The sequence below is a fragment of the Citrobacter sp. genome, assembly GCF_050252275.1.
GTDB lineage: Bacteria > Pseudomonadota > Gammaproteobacteria > Enterobacterales > Enterobacteriaceae > Citrobacter_A > Citrobacter_A amalonaticus.
This window is the reverse complement of record NZ_JBFWLF010000093.1, coordinates 1-14,373: the sequence shown is the minus strand read 5'-3', so window position 1 is coordinate 14,373 and position 14,373 is coordinate 1. Positions and strand designations below refer to the sequence as shown.

Here is a 14,373-nt window from a genome sequence, read left to right as displayed (position 1 = left end):
TAGATTATCTGACCTGGAGAGTTGTTGTTTATCATGAAATTGCCCCATAAAGCGCTCAGGCTCTTTATTTCCGCAAGCGTTGTCGTTTTGACATCTTCCTTTTTGATCTATGAACTTATTGCCAGCTATAAGTCAATGAATGGCTATATGCGCTATATCATCGAAAAAGCAGACTCCTCATTTCTGTATGATAAATACCAGAATCAGAGCATTGCCGCCCATCTGATGCGCACACTGGCAACACCCGAGAAAACGCTCCCGGCAGATACCCGCCATACCCTTTGCCAGTCGTTTGAAAGTGTTAACTCGGTGTATGGTTTGAATCTGACGCAGCATAATTATCCCGCGCTCCATGGTACGTTACAAACCTCCATTGATGACTGTGCGCGTATCGCGGACGATGTGCTGTTGCTTCCTGCTTTTGATCAGGCCGTGAAGGTTAACCGGGAACAGATTGATTATGGAAAAGGTCTCGCCACGTCAGAAGAGAAATTTCATTATTATCTGGATTTACAAAATCAATATATTTATTTCTATGATCCGATCAATACGCGTCAGTTTGCCATGCATCACTGGGCTTTTTTACAGAAAGGCTCATTAGGTATTCATCAGGCCGATATTGATGAATTGTTTTCTGGACGTACTGTGCTGTCGAGTATCTATCAGGATGATCGTACCGAACTTAACGTGATGAGTTTTTTAACACCGGTCTATCTGCACGGTAAGTTAAAAGGCATCGTGATGGTGGATATTAATAAGCACAACTTGCAAAATATTGTTTTTACTCACGACCGCCCACTGGTCTGGCGTTATCTCAATGCCAGCGTCACCGATACCGACTCGGATAAGACGATTATTATTCATCAAAGCGAGAATAATCTTTTCCCGTACGTCAATTACATCAGCGATCTTCCTGGTGGTCTGCACGTCGAGCTGTCACTCGATATCTTGTATTTCATTGTCTCGTCCTGGAAGCTGTTTCTGTTTTACCTTCTGGCAACTGCCCTGCTCCTCAATATGGTCCGGCTGCATTTTCGCCTTTACCATAATGTTACCCGTGAAAATATCAGCGATGCGATGACAGGCCTGTATAACCGTAAAATTTTAACCCCGACGCTTGAGCAGCGATTACAGCGATTTGTCAGCACCGGAACGCCAGTAACCTTTATCGCTATCGATCTCGATAAGCTGAAGATGATTAACGATACGCAGGGACACCACGAGGGCGATCGGGCGATCACCTTGCTGGCAAAAGCGATTGAGGCGTCGGTGCGCAAAAGCGATTACGCCATCCGTCTGGGCGGCGATGAATTTTGCATCATTCTGGTGGACGCAGAGCCAGATATGGCGGCTCGTCTGCCGGAACGGATAGCCAACCACCTGCGGACCGTGGCACCTGAGAAGGATATTCGTTTTTCATCAGGCAGCTACAGCATGCAGCCGAACGATTCGCTGCATGATGCCTACACCGCTTCTGACGAGCAACTCTACCTCAACAAGCATCAAAATCGTCAGCGTTCATGATAATCTTTACCGTGTTTTTTCGCGCAAACAGGAGTAAAAAATGAGCGAAATGGAGAAAGGCAGCGAAACCCATCAGCGTTTACTCGATTTATTGTCTCTGGAGGGCGCCCGTTATCGCGTCGTCAGCCATGAGGCTGTTGGGAAATGCGAGGCCGTATCAGAAATTCGGGGCACCGCACTGGGTCAGGGAGCAAAGGCGCTGGTCTGTAAAGTGAAAGGGAATGGGGTAAATCAGCATGTACTGGCTATTTTACCTGCCGACCAACAGGCCGATCTTGGTCAACTGGCGACGTATCTTGGCGGTCTGCGTGCGTCCCTTGCCAGCCCGGCAGAAGTGGACGAACTCACCGGTTGCGTATTTGGCGCGATCCCGCCTTTCAGTTTTCATCCACAGTTAATGCTGGTCGCCGATCCGCTGCTGTTCGAACGTTATCGTGAAATCGCCTTTAACGCCGGTGTGCTCACGAAATCGATTATTCTCAATACTGACGATTATCTGCGTATTGCCCGGCCAGAGTTGGTGGCATTTCACCGCGCATCGTAAGCGTTCAGCTACCACGTTCGAGAATTAAAACAGAAATCACGATAACGGCGGCGATGGCGAAAAAGGATGAACTAATAATGAGCGTTTCAATAAACATCTGATCGTTCATGGCTACACCTAAAAATGAGCGAGACCGGTTCATCTGCTATTGATAGTCCGCAATAATGGCAATTTGATGACAAAATAAAAAATTGCCTGTTTTTCGCCGTCAGGCATTTGCCCGAAATAGCCAGCAGATTCTAAAAAAGTCTGTTCTGCGTGGCGTTTGGGCGTAAAGTAAACAGGCTTAACTTTTTTTGGCAAGGAAACCACGATGTTTGATGTCACTCTGCTGATCCTGCTCGGACTGGCAGCTCTGGGCTTTGTCAGCCATAACACCACTGTCGCCGTTTCAATTCTGGTGCTGATTATTGTCCGCGTTACCCCGCTCAATACCTTTTTCCCGTGGATTGAAAAACAGGGGCTGACCATCGGGATTATTATCCTGACAATCGGCGTCATGGCGCCTATCGCCAGCGGGACACTGCCACCTTCCACCTTGATCCACTCTTTCCTTAACTGGAAATCGCTGGTGGCGATTGTGGTTGGCGTGGTGGTCTCCTGGCTCGGCGGCCGCGGCGTGACGCTGATGGGCAGCCAGCCACAGCTGGTCGCCGGTTTGCTGGTCGGTACCGTGCTTGGCGTGGCCCTGTTTCGCGGTGTACCTGTTGGTCCGCTTATCGCGGCCGGTCTGGTCTCGCTTATTGTGGGAAGGCAGTAGTCAATCCCGCCAGATAACGGCCTGGCGTCTGTCCCAGGCCTTTTTTGAACATGGTGATAAACGCCGTGGTCGAATCATATCCCAACAGTTGCGCCACCTGCTGCACGTTCTGCCCGCCGACCAGGGCCTGTAGGGCCAGAATGAGCTGTAGCTGATGTCGCCAGCGACGAAAGCTGAGCCCTGTCTCTTTCACCACCAGTCGGGCAAGGTTACGCTCGCTCATCGCAAATACGCTGGCCCACTGCCCCAGCGTTTGCCATTGCGCCGGTTCGCGCGCCATGGTGTCAACCATCCGGCGGATCTTCGGGTGCGCTGAAACCGGCAGTTGCATCTGCTCCTGCGGTTGTTGCGGAAGTTCATCAAATAAGACCTGCGTCAGGCGCTGCGTTTGCGGCTCTGCCCGCTGAGCGTCACTACGCATCGCCAGCGAGAGGATCAGCTCCCGACAAAGCGGAGAAATTTTTAACGTACAGCAACGTCCCGGTAATGTGACGGCATCCGGTTCGATAAAGAGAAAGCAGAGCTCCGCGCCTGCCGTTACGTGATTGCTGTGGGGAATGCCGCCGGGGATCCAGACCGCGTACTGCGGCGGCACCATCCACATAGCGCATTCAACATCACAGGTGATAGCCCCATGCAGTGCCATAATCAGTTGCCCTTTACGATGCTGGTGCTGCGCGCTAAACAGCTCATCAGGGCGAGCGCGGATACGAAACGCCACGGCAGCATCGTGGTGCAGATCGGGGTCATATCCGTCGAGTCGCAGGCTGTACATCATTTTGTCCGAATTTAGCGATAAACTGTCATTTTAGCTTGATTCACAACACAGATAAACGCGGTAAGGTACGGCCTCACCTGTTGATATGAGAGAACAATGACTTCTTCACCACCACGCGGCAACCACGGTGTCCTGCTGATTGTCGGTATCCTAATGATTGCCACCACGCTACGCGTGACATTTACTGGCGCCGCCCCTTTACTGGAAGCGATTCGCACGGACTATGGTCTTACGACCGCCCAGACGGGATTATTAACCACCCTGCCGCTGCTGGCGTTTGCGCTGGTTTCTCCGCTTGCCGCCGGCATTGCCCGCCGTATTGGCATGGAACGCAGTCTCTTCGCGGCAATGCTGCTGATTTGCGGCGGGGTTGCCGTGCGCTCACTGCCGGACGCCTCTTTACTGTTTCTTGGCACTGCCATCATCGGCTGCGGTATCGCCCTCGGCAACGTGCTACTGCCAGGGCTTATCAAACGCGATTTCTCGCAGCACGTCGCCAGACTGACCGGTGCTTATTCCCTGACGATGGGGGCTGCCGCCGCGTTGGGCTCCGCGCTGGTGGTTCCACTGGCGCTGAGCGGGTTTGGCTGGCGCGGGGCATTGCTGCTGTTGATGGTGTTTCCGCTACTGGCGTTGCTGATCTGGCTGCCGCAGTGGCGTCATACCGCCCACGCGAACGTAACCACCTCGCGCACCCTGCACGCACGCGGCATCTGGCGTTCACCGCTGGCCTGGCAGGTGACGTTATTTCTTGGAATTAACTCGCTTATCTATTACGTGATTATCGGCTGGCTGCCAGCAATCTTAATTAGCCACGGCTACAGCGAGGCGCAGGCCGGTTCGCTGCATGGTTTGCTCCAGTTAGCAACCGCCTCTCCCGGTTTACTCATTCCGCTGGTGCTGCACCGTTTACACGATCAGCGCTGCATCGCCGCACTGGTGTCGTTGATGTGCGCTGTGGGTGCCGCTGGCTTCTGGTTTATGCCGGATCAGGCGGTGCTATGGACGCTGCTGTTTGGATTCGGCTCCGGTGCAACGATGATTCTGGGGCTGACCTTTATCGGCCTGCGCGCCAGTTCTGCGCATCAGGCAGCAGCGCTTTCCGGCATGGCGCAATCCGTCGGTTATCTGTTAGCCGCTTGCGGGCCGCCGCTGATGGGCAGGATCCATGACGCCCAGGGAGACTGGCAGATCCCGCTGCTAACCGTTGCGGCGCTGGCGATAGCGATGGCGATATTCGGTTTCTATGCGGGACGAAATAAAGAGATTACCGCCTGATAAGCTCAGGGCAGACGTGATGTCTGCCCTACTGATTAGCCTCGCGCAGCGCGCAGCATCGCTTGCGCCAGGGGAACCGGTTTCCCCGCAAGAGCGCCACGTTCGGGCTGGAAAAGCGTGGCAACAAAGAACGGATGCGTCACCAATTCCACCGCCCGAATATCCCCGTTATCATCCCAGCCGGTCACTCGCAGATCACCGCTATCCAGTTCAGCCGCAAACGCCTCAGCAATGCCGTAGTTACACTGATAGCCCTCCGAAATCACCGGCTGACCATAGGCTTTAGCAATCAGCGTATTGGGCCGCAGTTCAACTTCGTCGGTTTTTTCCACCAGCGAACAGGCAAGTGGCGCAATAACCATCCGGCCCGCTGTGTCAGTTTCCGCATGGGCAGCATCTGACCAGCCCAGCACATTACGCGCATATTCAAGGATGGCGTGTTGAAAACCGCCACAGGTTCCCAGGAAAGGAATGCTGTTTTCGCGGGCATAACGGATGGCCGTCAACGCGCCTTCGGTATTTTTATAGGGGCTGCCAGGCACCACCCAGATGGCGTCATAGCCCACCAGATCTTCTGCACTGGTGATTTCAGTGCTGGACAGCCAGTCGTAATCCGCCAGCAGTTCCAGAACCGCAGCAGCGTCGTCGATGGCCAGAGGAATCGCCTGATGCGCCGTGATGCCAGCGTTGTAATCACCCACCAGCGCAATCCGCAGCGTATCTTTTACAGGGGATATTTCCATGGAGAATTCCTTACGTCAGAACAATTGGGGACAACATAAGGAACCTCAGCCTACCGATCTTTTACTGCCATCACAATCCCTTAATTTAGGGATGAACGCATGCGAAGTGATATAGTGATCGGGAGTAGTTTTTCTGCCGGACGAGGCAAATGCGATGAAAAGTAAGGTTTTAGTGAGCGCTTGCCTGATGGGGCTGAAGGTGCGTTATAACGGCAGCGAGAAAGCGCATCCCGCTGCGATACTGGCGCGTTTGCAGGCAGAACAGCGTCTGGTCATCCATTGCCCTGAACTGGCCGCAGGCTTGCCGACACCACGCCCACCGGCGGAAATTGCTCGGGCCGATGGCAACGATGTGATGCACGAGCGCGCATCCATTGTGGAAAAGAACGGTCAAGATGTCACCGGGCACTATCAGCTTGCCGCCTGGCTGGCGCTGCGCACGGCACAGGAGACCGGCTGTGACGTTGCGCTACTCACCGACGGCAGCCCGACATGCGGCAGTCAGTTTATCTACGACGGCAGCTTCAGCGGACAACGTCATCCCGGTATGGGAGTGGCCACCGCGCTGCTACGCCAGCACGGAATCACGGTTTTTTCCGACCAACAGCTCGATGAGTTTTGCGCCTGGATTGAGGAGAATGACAAGCATGAATATTCAGTGTAAACGCGTCTACGACCCGGCAGAAGACAGCGACGGCTACCGGGTGCTGGTTGACCGACTGTGGCCACGCGGGATCAAAAAAGCGGATCTCGTGCTCAATGAGTGGGTCAAAGCGCTCGCTCCCTCGACAGAGCTGCGCAAAGCTTTTCACGCAGAAACGATCGATTTTCAGCATTTTACTGAGCAGTACCGCGCGGAACTTGTCACGCAGAAGAAGGAAGGCGAGCGGCTGGCGCAGATTGCCCGCCAGCAGACACTGACGCTGCTGTATGCCGCCAAAAACAGAGAACAAAATCACGCCCTTGTGCTGGCAGACTGGCTACGCGAGTTGTGATTCGCGGGTAACCGTCGATTCAGGCTGAATATCCGGCAACAGAGGCATCAAGTGTTCCGCTCTGACCCAAGCAAAACCCTGCTGCCCGTTTGCCGACACCACCTCCCCCGTCACCAGCCAGAGCGCACGCGGCGTCTCTTTCGGCAGCATGGTGGTAAATCCATTAACGGGATTAATAAATACCTCACCCGGCTGGCAGAGATGGAATAATTCCACCGTCTTGCCGATATTGCCGCGTCCGGCCGATGTTTTCGCACCAATAATCAGCGCCAGGGTGCCCGGCTTTAGCTGGAACATACTTCTCTCGTTGCGCGCTTGCGACTGTGTTTAAGATAATTCTGAGAAATAATAGCCTGCCGAAAGCGTACTTGTCACGTCCTGGCGACTCGCAGAATAAGCGAAAAGCGTGAGGACAAAACCCCTTTTGTCACCCATTAACCCCTGTTATCCTTGCAGCTCTTGCATAATTCAGACAGGTGATCGCATGAGACTGGGCATACTGTTTCCCGTCGTCATTTTTATTACGGCCGTGGTTTTTTTGGCCTGGTTTTTTATCGGTGGCTATGCCGCACCGGGGGCGTAAATCATGAAAAAAACGACGCTGATTATGATTGTCGTCGCGATAGTCGTGGTGCTGGGTACCGAACTGGGTTGGTGGTAACGCCAGGCCTGAAATGACAAAGGCCACCCTCAGGTCGCCTTTTGTCAGTCAATTATTGCGCCTTAGCTTTTGATTTTTCTGTAAATAAGCAGGACGACGATAGCACCAATAACCGCCACCACAAAGCTGCCGAAATTAAAGCCATCGACTTTCCCAAAACCAAGCAGCGTACTGATCCAGCCGCCCACTACGGCACCGACGATCCCCAGAATGATCGTCATAAAGAATCCACCACCATCCTTACCAGGCATAATCCACTTCGCCAGAATACCTGCAATCAAACCAAAAATAATCCATGAAATAATGCCCATTTTTTCCTCACTTATCGATTTTACAGTAGCGGTTTATTCGCCGTTAAAAAGGATAGCACAATGTCAGGAAATTGAAGTTTGTGATGAACATCACTTAATTTAGCTTTCTGATTTCTCCCACAAAAGTTGGGGTTGCAAGTTTAGATGATAAAGATTATCTTTCTCATCACTGAATAGTTGAGTAAATAACTCGGGTATTCAGTACGACATTGCTCACATTGCTTCCAGTATGTCTTGCCCGCCTCTGTGCGGGCTTTTTTTTGACGTCCGTTCGTCATTTATGTCGAATCCTCTGTCATTTTTCCTGCAGCTTGTGCCTCGTTCCGCGTCAGCCCAGGCTTTGCCACTCTGGCACGTATTGTGCTTATCCCCTGCGTCATGACGACAACCCGAAGCTTCAGCCTTTGCGCTCAGGCTTCGCCACAATTCGCGCTATTTCAGCTTTTAACAGGTCTGTTATTGATGAAAAAAATCACCAGTGTTTGCCCCTATTGTGGGGCCGGGTGCAAGCTCAAGCTTGTTGTTGAGAATAATAAAATCCTCCGCGCCGAAGCGGCGGAGGGCATAACCAACCAGAACCAACTTTGTCTGAAAGGGTACTATGGTTGGGATTTCCTTAACGATACCCGCCTTTTGACTCCCCGCCTCACCCGCCCATTGATCCGCTACCAGAAAGGCGACAAATTTACCCCGGTCACCTGGGATGAAGCGATTCGCTATACCGCCCGACGTTTACTGGAAATTCGCGACAGCGCGGGCCCCCGCGCCATTATGACAACCGGTTCCTCTCGCGGTACCGGCAATGAAACCAACTATGTGATGCAGAAATTCGCGCGTGCGGTTCTCAACACCAACAACGTGGACTGCTGCGCCCGCGTGTGTCACGGGCCTTCGGTCGCTGGCCTCCAGGAAACGCTGGGCAATGGTGCAATGAGTAATTCCATCAGCGACATCGAAAACTCAAAATGTCTGCTGATCTTCGGTTATAACTGCGCAGACTCTCACCCAATTGTGGCGCGCCGGGTGATCAAAGCGCGGCAGAATGGCGCGAAGATCATCGTCTGCGATCCCCGCCGTATTGAAACTGCTCGCATTGCTGACCAGCATCTGCAACTGAATAACGGTTGCAACATGGCGCTGGTGAATGCGTTTGGTTACGTCCTCATTGACGAACTGCTTTACGACAAGGAGTACGTGAATAAGCACACGCAGGGGCTGGATGGTTACTGGCAAACGGTTAAAGACTATGCGCCGGAAGCGGTCGAGCATTTAACCGGCGTTCCGGCGTCGCAGGTTCGTCAGGCGATGCGGACCTTTGCCGCCGCCCCTTCCGCGACAGTGATGTGGGGAATGGGCGTGACGCAGTTCGGTCAGGCCGTGGACGTGGTGCGTGGATTATCGAGCCTTGCCCTGCTGACCGGTAACCTGGGTCGTCCACACGTCGGCGTCGGCCCGGTTCGCGGGCAGAACAACGTCCAGGGTGCCTGCGACATGGGCGTATTACCAAATCTTTTTCCGGGATATCAGGATGTCACCGATGCGGCCGTCAGAGAGAAGTTCGCCAGAGCCTGGGGCATTGACGCCAGCCGGATGGATGACAAGGTAGGCACACGCATTACCGAAGTCCCGCATCTGGCGCTGGAAGGGAAAATAAAAGCCTACTACATCATGGGGGAAGATCCGCTGCAAACGGAAGCCGATCTGGGGCTGGTGCGTGACGGTTTCGCGGCGCTGGATTTTGTCGTGGTGCAGGATATCTTTATGACCAAAACCGCCGAGATGGCGGACGTCATTTTACCCGCCACCTCCTGGGGCGAGCACGGCGGCGTATTCACCTGCGCCGATCGCGGCTTCCAGCGTTTCGAAAAGGCCGTTGACCCCACTGGCGACGTGAAGCGAGACTGGGAAATTATCAGCCTGCTCGCCAGTGAAATGGGCTATCCCATGCACTATCAAAACAATCAACAGATCTGGGATGAGATGCGTGAACTGTGTCCGCTGTTCTACGGCGTCACCTGGGAAAAGATGGGCGACATGGGGCATATCCAGTGGCCCTGCCCCGACCTCGACCATCCCGGCACACCCTATCTGTATGAAAACAGCCGCTTCGACACGCCAGACGGTAAAGGCAAGCTGTTTGCTGCACCCTGGCGCGCACCCGCGGAAGTGCCTGACGAGGCCTATCCGCTGGTTCTGTGTACGGTGCGCGAAGTCGGTCACTACTCCTGTCGTTCCATGACCGGCAACTGTGCCGCCCTGCAGGCGCTTGCCGATGAGCCAGGCTATGTGCAGATCAGCACGCAGGATGCGCAAAAGGCAGGAATTCGCCATCGCGACCTGGTGTGGGTCAGTTCACGTCGGGGAAAAGTGATCAGTCGGGCGGATGTCTCCGGGCGCATCAATCAGGGAGCGGTATACATGACCTATCAATGGTGGATTGGCGCGTGTAATGAACTCACGCAGGATAATCTCGACCCTATCTCAAAGACGCCGGAAACCAAGTATTGTGCGGTTAATGTCGAGAAGATCGACGATCAGTCGTGGGCTGAACGCTATGCCGCGCAGGCCTATAGTGACATGAAGACGCGCCTTTGCGAGGCGATAGGATAGCGGAACGGACGTAATAACGGGAGCCTGATGGCTCCCGTTCACATACAGCCCAGAATCTGGATTACATGTTTTTGATGATCGCATCTGCGGCTTCGAACTACTGCATGTGACGCATCAATTTTAGCAAAGCAAGAGACCTTGCAGGCATTGAATGGGGAGAAGGAACGCCGGCAATTTTCCATGAACAGAGATTATTATCTGAACGGCTGCACAAAGAACAGGGCTTAGATATACAAAAACTACCTGGCCATAAAACGCATCAACAAACCGAACGTTATCACGATGACTGCGGCAAAGGATGGAGCAAAGTAGCGTTGTGAAAATTTAAGCATCCCAACGCCACCTTGATTAAGGATAGCGTTGCATCGACCCATTGAACTCACAGCGAAAAACAGACATAGACTTATCCAGACTCCAAAGGGATTCAAATGTAGCCGATGTAGCTTTCTGGGATAATTACACATTAGCGACTGAATCGCCTCGAGTTTTAATCTTCGCACCACCTGAACATTCTGCACGTTTGTTCCAAACGTCACTTCCGTCATGAGAATAATTTTGCTGCCACCTCGATCGCAGTTATATTTCAGGACGTCAATGTATTGGTTCTCGGTTAAAAACACGTATCGTATTGCAGTATTCCCAAAGGAGATGTGTTCTAAAATGCTTTCCATTCCCCACCTGAGATAATTATTGGACAACCAGAGGTCGGCAATAATCGACTGACCCAACGCTGAGCATTTAAATAGAGCAGAAAATTGACTCCCCCCCGTTAAATACATCAAATATCGTCTATAGTATGTCCGACAACTATTTCCAGGGTTTTTCTTATCACATCTGCATGTACGATGTCATCCGTGACTTCCAGCGTTTGTATCAGAGATAAAATGATATTTTTGTTATTAATATGCTCACCCTTTATAAGAATATGGCGTATAGCTGCGCCCAAAACCATTGCTTCTTCAGCAAGGGCGTCGCCGGCATGACGAAAATAATCTGAAAGGACGTGATCAGGCAAAGCACTATAAATATCAGGTTGTTGTGTGATTGCTGTGTTCATCATTTCCACCATCATTAAAAGTTAAGCGTTTAGTGAATTTTTCCTTTTCCTGGCTTCAGGGTTGTCCCTGAAAGTGAGCGGACGGTGTCCATTTGACCGCTATGTCTGGATGTCGGTGTTGACGTTGCTTTATCAGCTATCACCGCTTCAATGTAAGAAATAATTAGCGGAAATACCTCTCGACGACGGGCGTCCATTTCAGTTTCCTGCATAACGCGGAGTTGAGTGACCAGGGCCATTGAATTCACCGCCGCTTTACGTTTCAGCAGCGTCAACACTGCCTGGCCGATAAGTTCGTCTGTGAGTTGTTCAATGTCACTTCTGTTCATCATCATTCTCTCTTCTGCCGTGTTGCCAAGGACAGGAACACAGCATCATGTTGATTCACGATTTTAATACAAGGGCTCAGCGCTCAAAAAGCAAACCAATCAGCGCGTTATAATGACCCTCCTCTTCTACACAGGTCGCTTTTTCCAGACGACCAAGTAATTTTGTACACAGTGTCTTGCGATTCAGATTGCGCCCGTCCATTAGAATTTCCACCACAATCTGCCCCAATGTTTCCTGCTGAGTCGGCAAATTGGCCTTACTGAAATACTGCGCAATGGCGTTAGCTGTATCTGAAATGTAACCATTTTGCTGCATGAGTCTCTCCTGTGCGAATCAGTAAAAGGTTAATGCTGCGTTATTCAAAGTTAGAAAAATTGTACACAAAACCTGTACAAATGCATGATTTCATTTTTGACAAAAATGTGCTAATGATTTATTTTAAATTATTTATAACTTATACATAGGTATTTTTCTGATGTTTAACTTTACACTTCTTTGAGGCTCATTTTTTGGTGATGCCATCGTTATCCTCCACTTCCAACCCCACCCGCCACTCTTAAGTAAAACTTTCGTTAATTTAATGTGTTATATCTCCTCCGTTCTGTTAGGGTTAAACATCATTCCTCAATGCCGGAAAATCATGCTCACTACCATTATCTACCGCAGTCATCTCTGTGATGACGTCCCGGTGAAGGCGCTCGAAAGTATGGTCGCCGCCGCTAACCTTACAAATGGGCGTGCTGACGTGACAGGCATTTTGCTGTTTAACGGCACACATTTTTTTCAGCTGCTTGAAGGCCCTGATGAAAACGTAAGGGCTATTTATCAGGCGATTTGTGAAGACAAGCGCCACTATAATGTTGTCGAACTGCTGTGCGATCACGGTCCCTCCCGCCGCTTTGGGAAAGTGGGAATGGAGCTATTTGATTTACGGGAACATGATCGGGAGGAGGTATTACAGACCATTCTCGATAAGGGCACATCCCGATACCAACTTACCTACAACGACCGTGCGCTGCAGTTCTTCCGCACCTTCGTGGAAGCCACTGAAAAAGAGAACTATTTTGAGATCCCTCCCTCTGACACGTGGGATTTTATTGCGACCGAATCCGCTCGCACGATTCCCCTGACGTCAGTCAGTGAGGAGGCCAATTGCAGCTTTGCTTTTCAGCCCATCATCGATCCTTTTGCTCAGGAAATTGTCTCTCTGGAAGCGCTGCTGCGAACCCGTTCGGGTGATTCGCCACAGCGCTATTTTGACAATATTAAGGGCGACGATATTTATCTGGCCGACCTGGAAAGTAAGAAAGTCGCTTTTACACTGGCGACCTCACTGGGTCTGCGCGATCAGGTTTTGTCCGTGAATCTGTTGCCCATGACGTTGGTGAAGGTGCCGGACGCAGCCAGCTATTTGCTCAATGCCATTGCTGACAGTGGTCTTGTTCCGGAACAGATCATCGTTGAGTTCACTGAACGCGAGGTTATCTCCGAGTTTGAAGCCTTTACGGAGACGGTGAGAACCCTGAAATCCTCTGGGATCAGTATCGCCCTCGATCACTTTGGTGCCGGTTTTGGCGGTCTGCGGCTGCTGGCGCAGTTCCAACCCGATCGCATCAAAATTAATCGCGACCTCATTTGCGATGTTCATAAAAGCGGCCCACGACAGGCCATCATCCAGGCCATGATTAAGTGCTGTGCGTCTCTGGAAATTGCGATATCAGCCGTCGGGGTTGAAAAGCCCGAAGAGTGGATGTGGCTGGAATCGGCGGGTATTTCTCAGTTCCAGGGGCATCTTTTTGCCGCACCTTGCTTCTGTGGAATTCCACCGGTTGCATGGCCTGAGAAAAAAACACCGCTGTAATCCTCTTATTTCGCCTGCTGTATTCATGGCGGCAGGTGAACCTCGCTACACCATCAGGGGATGCTGTACACGTTTCCTGTCTCATCAGTCTTGTTTACCTGACGTTCATTATTTTTAGCTAGGCTTAGTACGAGGCTGTTGTACAATAAATAATAAATTGTACAAACACGGCTGATTCGTTAGTTTGTAAGGAACGATTCGGTCCACGTATGAGGGACACTATGGGATTTTACAGCATAGGCGATGTCGCTGAACGATGCGGTATCAACCCCGTTACCCTGCGCGCCTGGCAACGGCGCTATGGATTGTTAAAGCCCCGGCGTAGCGAAGGCGGCCATCGTCAGTTTGATGAAGACGATATCCAGCGCATTGAAGAGATCAAGCGATGGATTAAAAGCGGTGTGCCGGTAAGCAAGGTCAAAGTGTTGCTGGAACAAAGCATTGTGGCAACCCATAATGACTGGACCACTTTGCAGGAAGAAATGATGGGCGTGCTGCGTTTTGCTCATCCGGACAGGTTACGGGCCAAAATCGGTGCTCTTGCCCGTGAGCATACTTCAGACGATCTTATCGATCACATTTTCGTTCCCGTACGCCACCGCCTTAGCCTCGACCATAAAACGGCCCGCATCATGTGCAGCTTGCTTGATGGCGTGCTGATTGAATTTGTGACCGCCTGTATGTCCGAAGCCCGCAAAAAAGCAGGCAAAGATGCGTTGTTGATTGGCTGGGATACCGAAGACCGCGCACGTCTGTGGCTGGAAGCCTGGCGTTTATCTCAGCAAGGCTGGCACATCGCCGTACTGGCTGAACCGCTGGATTCTCCACGTCCGGAACTCTTTCCTGGACAACAGTTGTTTGTCTGGACCGGCATCGAACCGACCCGCCGCCAGCAGGAATTGCTTCAGCATTGGCACGAGC

Annotated in this window: 19 protein-coding genes and 1 pseudogene; 12 read left to right on the top strand and 8 right to left on the bottom strand. The window is 51.8% G+C overall.

The annotated features are described in order from the left end of the window. Positions 1–33: 33 nt before the first annotated feature. Together dgcJ and AB7E14_RS10120 are read left to right on the top strand one after the other, a co-directional pair. Positions 34–1,524, top strand: a complete 1,491-nt coding sequence (gene dgcJ, locus AB7E14_RS10125) for a diguanylate cyclase DgcJ (RefSeq protein ID WP_316962235.1) — start codon at positions 34–36, stop codon at positions 1,522–1,524. A 40-nt stretch (positions 1,525–1,564) separates the two neighbouring features. Then, the gene (locus AB7E14_RS10120) at positions 1,565–2,068 is read left to right on the top strand and encodes a YbaK/prolyl-tRNA synthetase associated domain-containing protein (protein ID WP_044328181.1); all 504 of its coding nucleotides are present in this window, start codon (positions 1,565–1,567) and stop codon (positions 2,066–2,068) included. 4 nt (positions 2,069–2,072) lie between these two features. Here AB7E14_RS10120 and yoaI read toward each other — a convergent pair whose 3' ends face one another. Further along, on the bottom strand, positions 2,073–2,177 hold the full coding sequence (gene yoaI / locus AB7E14_RS10115) for a small membrane protein YoaI (protein ID WP_086512617.1): 105 nt from the start codon (positions 2,175–2,177) through the stop codon (positions 2,073–2,075). Between the two features lie 204 nt (positions 2,178–2,381). Here yoaI and AB7E14_RS10110 point away from each other — a divergent pair, with 204 nt between their 5' ends. Continuing rightward, positions 2,382–2,828 carry a DUF441 domain-containing protein gene (locus AB7E14_RS10110; RefSeq protein WP_043000929.1) on the top strand — a complete coding sequence of 149 codons (447 nt, stop codon included), beginning with the start codon at positions 2,382–2,384 and terminating at the stop codon, positions 2,826–2,828. On the opposite strand, the gene AB7E14_RS10105 is transcribed toward AB7E14_RS10110, so the two are convergent. After that, complete coding sequence (locus AB7E14_RS10105; protein ID WP_099434077.1) at positions 2,809–3,603, bottom strand: AraC family transcriptional regulator; 795 nt, start codon at positions 3,601–3,603, stop codon at positions 2,809–2,811. The genes AB7E14_RS10110 and AB7E14_RS10105 overlap by 20 nt on opposite strands. A gap of 99 nt (positions 3,604–3,702) precedes the next feature. Here AB7E14_RS10105 and AB7E14_RS10100 point away from each other — a divergent pair, with 99 nt between their 5' ends. Next, positions 3,703–4,884, top strand: a complete 1,182-nt coding sequence (locus tag AB7E14_RS10100; RefSeq protein ID WP_316962234.1) for a CynX/NimT family MFS transporter — start codon at positions 3,703–3,705, stop codon at positions 4,882–4,884. A 35-nt stretch (positions 4,885–4,919) separates the two neighbouring features. On the opposite strand, the gene AB7E14_RS10095 is transcribed toward AB7E14_RS10100, so the two are convergent. Continuing rightward, complete coding sequence (locus AB7E14_RS10095) at positions 4,920–5,627, bottom strand: CTP synthase C-terminal region-related (seleno)protein (RefSeq protein ID WP_044328183.1); 708 nt, start codon at positions 5,625–5,627, stop codon at positions 4,920–4,922. 154 nt (positions 5,628–5,781) lie between these two features. Between AB7E14_RS10095 and AB7E14_RS10090 the strand changes: the two genes are divergently transcribed. Together AB7E14_RS10090 and AB7E14_RS10085 are read left to right on the top strand one after the other, a co-directional pair. After that, the gene (locus AB7E14_RS10090; RefSeq protein WP_058587947.1) at positions 5,782–6,291 is read left to right on the top strand and encodes a DUF523 domain-containing protein; all 510 of its coding nucleotides are present in this window, start codon (positions 5,782–5,784) and stop codon (positions 6,289–6,291) included. Then, positions 6,275–6,622 (top strand): DUF488 domain-containing protein, encoded by a 348-nt coding sequence (locus tag AB7E14_RS10085; RefSeq protein ID WP_316962233.1) that lies wholly within the window; start codon positions 6,275–6,277, stop codon positions 6,620–6,622. Before AB7E14_RS10090 ends, AB7E14_RS10085 begins: the two co-directional genes overlap by 17 nt. Here AB7E14_RS10085 and AB7E14_RS10080 read toward each other — a convergent pair. Beyond that, a complete protein-coding gene (locus AB7E14_RS10080) occupies positions 6,608–6,919 on the bottom strand; it encodes a hypothetical protein (RefSeq protein WP_044328184.1) in 312 nt (103 codons plus the stop codon). The two genes, AB7E14_RS10085 and AB7E14_RS10080, sit on opposite strands and share 15 nt — an antisense overlap. Positions 6,920–7,106: 187 nt before the next feature. Between AB7E14_RS10080 and AB7E14_RS10075 the strand changes: the two genes are divergently transcribed. Together AB7E14_RS10075 and yoaJ are read left to right on the top strand one after the other, a co-directional pair. Then, positions 7,107–7,205, top strand: coding sequence for a YoaK family small membrane protein (locus AB7E14_RS10075; RefSeq protein ID WP_042287604.1), 99 nt, complete (start codon positions 7,107–7,109; stop codon positions 7,203–7,205). Between the two features lie 3 nt (positions 7,206–7,208). Further along, entirely contained in the window at positions 7,209–7,283 is a 75-nt protein-coding gene (gene yoaJ, locus AB7E14_RS10070; protein ID WP_086513017.1) for a protein YoaJ, read from the top strand. Positions 7,284–7,345: 62 nt separating this feature from the next. On the opposite strand, the gene AB7E14_RS10065 is transcribed toward yoaJ, so the two are convergent. After that, entirely contained in the window at positions 7,346–7,594 is a 249-nt protein-coding gene (locus tag AB7E14_RS10065; RefSeq protein WP_043000937.1) for a GlsB/YeaQ/YmgE family stress response membrane protein, read from the bottom strand. 462 nt (positions 7,595–8,056) lie between these two features. On the opposite strand from AB7E14_RS10065, the gene fdhF reads away from it, so the two are divergent. Together fdhF and AB7E14_RS10055 are read left to right on the top strand one after the other, a co-directional pair. Further along, complete coding sequence (gene fdhF / locus AB7E14_RS10060) at positions 8,057–10,204, top strand: formate dehydrogenase subunit alpha (RefSeq protein WP_058587944.1); 2,148 nt, start codon at positions 8,057–8,059, stop codon at positions 10,202–10,204. Between the two features lie 113 nt (positions 10,205–10,317). Next, a pseudogene (locus AB7E14_RS10055) lies at positions 10,318–10,524 on the top strand (integrase); the annotation flags it as partial. Between the two features lie 458 nt (positions 10,525–10,982). Here the strand turns inward: AB7E14_RS10055 and AB7E14_RS10050 are convergent. From AB7E14_RS10050 to ycgZ, 3 genes are all read right to left on the bottom strand, one after another. Then, entirely contained in the window at positions 10,983–11,249 is a 267-nt protein-coding gene (locus AB7E14_RS10050) for a biofilm development regulator YmgB/AriR family protein (RefSeq protein WP_043001947.1), read from the bottom strand. 41 nt (positions 11,250–11,290) lie between these two features. After that, complete coding sequence (locus AB7E14_RS10045) at positions 11,291–11,596, bottom strand: hypothetical protein (RefSeq protein ID WP_051642342.1); 306 nt, start codon at positions 11,594–11,596, stop codon at positions 11,291–11,293. Between the two features lie 70 nt (positions 11,597–11,666). Further along, entirely contained in the window at positions 11,667–11,906 is a 240-nt protein-coding gene (gene ycgZ, locus AB7E14_RS10040) for a regulatory protein YcgZ (protein WP_043000940.1), read from the bottom strand. Between the two features lie 325 nt (positions 11,907–12,231). Here ycgZ and AB7E14_RS10035 point away from each other — a divergent pair, with 325 nt between their 5' ends. Further along, on the top strand, positions 12,232–13,452 hold the full coding sequence (locus AB7E14_RS10035) for a diguanylate phosphodiesterase (RefSeq protein WP_043000941.1): 1,221 nt from the start codon (positions 12,232–12,234) through the stop codon (positions 13,450–13,452). A gap of 221 nt (positions 13,453–13,673) precedes the next feature. Further along, positions 13,674–14,373, top strand: a 700-nt coding sequence (locus AB7E14_RS10030; RefSeq protein ID WP_428169499.1) for a MerR family transcriptional regulator, incomplete at its 3' end; no start/stop codon positions are given.